A 207-nucleotide genomic window follows, 5' to 3' on the forward strand; every position below is an offset into this window, starting at 1 on the left:
CGAAAGTCGGTAACACCCGAAGCCGGTGGCCTAACCCGTAAGGGGAGGAGCCGTCGAAGGTGGGACCAGCGATTGGGACGAAGTCGTAACAAGGTAGCCGTACCGGAAGGTGCGGCTGGATCACCTCCTTTCTAAGGAGCAATATGCCGGTTGCAGGCGAGTGTCCTGCACGGTTGCTCATGGGTGGAACGTTGACTATTCGGCACA

The 207-nt window shown here is 58.5% G+C and carries 1 rRNA gene; it reads left to right on the plus strand.

Features of this window, described 5'->3' with window-relative positions:
• Window positions 1-131, plus strand: a 16S ribosomal RNA gene (locus PUR71_RS16210); the annotation flags it as partial.
• Between the last annotated feature and the right edge of the window lie 76 nt (window positions 132-207).

The sequence above is a fragment of the Streptomyces sp. SP17BM10 genome, assembly GCF_036322405.1.
Taxonomy (GTDB): domain Bacteria; phylum Actinomycetota; class Actinomycetes; order Streptomycetales; family Streptomycetaceae; genus Kitasatospora.